The 1,618-nt window shown below is 51.9% G+C and carries 1 rRNA gene; it reads left to right on the forward strand.

The annotated features are described in order from the left end of the window. Positions 1 to 39: 39 nt before the first annotated feature. Positions 40 to 1,601: ribosomal RNA gene (locus ACYQ2M_RS25015) — 16S ribosomal RNA — on the forward strand. The last annotated feature ends 17 nt before the right edge of the window (positions 1,602 to 1,618 follow it).

Consider the following 1,618-nt stretch of genomic DNA (forward strand, 5'->3'; position numbering starts at 1 on the left):
GTGCAGCAAAGCACATTAAAAAACATTTTAAAGGAATTATAACTGGAGAGTTTGATTCTGGCTCAGAATGAACGCTGGCGGCGTGCTTAACACATGCAAGTCGAACGAGAAAGTTCCTGCTTGCAGGAACGAGTAGAGTGGCGCACGGGTGAGTAACACGTGGATAATCTACCTTCAAATCGGGAATAACCATTCGAAAGGATGGCTAATGCCGGATAAAGTCAGATATTCTTTGGAGTATTTGATGAAAGGGTGCCTCTGATTAAAGCATCTGTTTGAAGATGAGTCCGCGCACCATTAGTTTGTTGGTGGGGTAACGGCCTACCAAGACTGCGATGGTTAGCTGGTCTGAGAGGATGATCAGCCACACTGGAACTGACACACGGTCCAGACTCCTACGGGAGGCAGCAGTGAGGAATTTTGCGCAATGGGGGCAACCCTGACGCAGCAACGCCGCGTGAGTGAAGAAGGCCCTTGGGTCGTAAAGCTCTGTCAATGGGGAAGAAATTATTTAGTGTTAATAGCATTATTTATTGACGGTACCCATGAAGGAAGCACCGGCTAACTCCGTGCCAGCAGCCGCGGTAATACGGGGGGTGCAAGCGTTATTCGGAATTATTGGGCGTAAAGGGCACGCAGGCGGTCCTGTCAGTCAGATGTGAAAGCCCGGGGCTCAACCCCGGACGTGCATTTGAAACAGCAGGACTTGAGTACGGGAGAGGAAAGGGGAATTCCTGGTGTAGAGGTGAAATTCGTAGATATCAGGAGGAACACCGGTGGCGAAGGCGCCTTTCTGGACCGATACTGACGCTGAGGTGCGAAGGCGTGGGTAGCGAACGGGATTAGATACCCCGGTAGTCCACGCAGTAAACGTTGTATGCTAGGTGTAGCGGGTATTGACCCCTGCTGCGCCGCAGTTAACACATTAAGCATACCGCCTGGGGAGTACGGTCGCAAGACTAAAACTCAAAGAAATTGACGGGGGCCCGCACAAGCGGTGGAGCATGTGGTTTAATTCGACGCAACGCGAAGAACCTTACCCAGACTTGACATCTTGAGAATCCTTTCGAAAGTTAGGAGTGCCTTCGGGAGCTCAAAGACAGGTGCTGCATGGCTGTCGTCAGCTCGTGTCGTGAGATGTTTGGTTAAGTCCAGCAACGAGCGCAACCCTTGTCTTCAGTTGCCAGCGCGTAATGGCGGGAACTCTGAAGAGACTGCCCCGGTTAACGGGGAGGAAGGTGGGGATGACGTCAAGTCCTCATGGCCCTTATGTCTGGGGCTACACACGTGCTACAATGGTATGTACAACGGGCAGCAAGGCAGCGATGCCAAGCAAATCCCTTAAAGCATATCCCAGTCCGGATTGGAGTCTGCAACTCGACTCCATGAAGTTGGAATCGCTAGTAATCGTGGATCAGCATGCCACGGTGAATACGTTCCCGGGCCTTGTACACACCGCCCGTCACACCATGAGAGTTGATTGTACCCGACGTCACTGGGCCAACCCTTCGGGGGGGCAGGTGCCTAAGGTATGGTTGATAATTAGGGTGAAGTCGTAACAAGGTAGCCGTTGGGGAACCAGCGGCTGGATCACCTCCTTTCTAAGGAAAGAAATAAA

The sequence above is a fragment of the Desulfocicer niacini genome (assembly GCF_054657595.1).